Origin of the sequence: Streptomyces sp. BV286, assembly GCF_019090165.1 — a bacterium.
Classification (GTDB): domain Bacteria; phylum Actinomycetota; class Actinomycetes; order Streptomycetales; family Streptomycetaceae; genus Streptomyces.
In genome coordinates, this window is sequence record NZ_JAHRIB010000066.1 from 1 (window position 1) to 585 (window position 585).

1 protein-coding gene is annotated in these 585 nt (G+C 68.9%); it reads left to right on the forward strand.

Going from position 1 to position 585, the window contains the following annotated elements; translation table 11 throughout:
- A partial coding sequence (locus tag KUF83_RS10100; RefSeq protein ID WP_217454275.1) for an acyltransferase domain-containing protein occupies positions 1–585 on the forward strand: 585 nt, incomplete at both ends.

A 585-nucleotide genomic window follows, 5' to 3' on the forward strand; every position in this document is an offset into this window, starting at 1 on the left:
CGTTGGTGAGTGGTCGTTCGGTGTTCCGGCATCGGGCGGTTGTGGTGGGCCAGGACGTGGATGGGTTGTTGGCTGGGGTGCGTGGGCTGGCGGCCGGGCAGTCGGATGCCGGTGACACGGTGTCCGGTCTGGTGTCTGGTGTGGCTGATGTGTCGGGTCGTCGGGTGTTTGTGTTCCCGGGTCAGGGTTCGCAGTGGGTGGGGATGGCGGTGGCTCTGCTGGAGTCGTCGCCGGTGTTTGCCTCCCGGTTGGGGGAGTGTGCGGCGGCGTTGGAGCCGTTCGTGGACTGGTCCCTGCTGGATGTGGTGCGAGGCGTTGAGGGCGCCGCATCGCTGGAGCGCGTCGATGTGGTGCAGCCGGTGCTGTGGGCGGTGATGGTGTCCCTGGCTGAGGTGTGGCGTTCGGTGGGTGTCGAGCCGGATGCGGTGGTGGGGCATTCGCAGGGTGAGATTGCGGCTGCGGTGGTGGGTGGCTGGCTGTCCCTGCAGGATGGCGCCCGGGTGGTGGCGTTGCGGTCGAGGGCGATCGGTGAAGTGTTGGCGGGCGGTGGCGGGATGCTCGCGGTTCAGGCCCCGGCCGATGAGG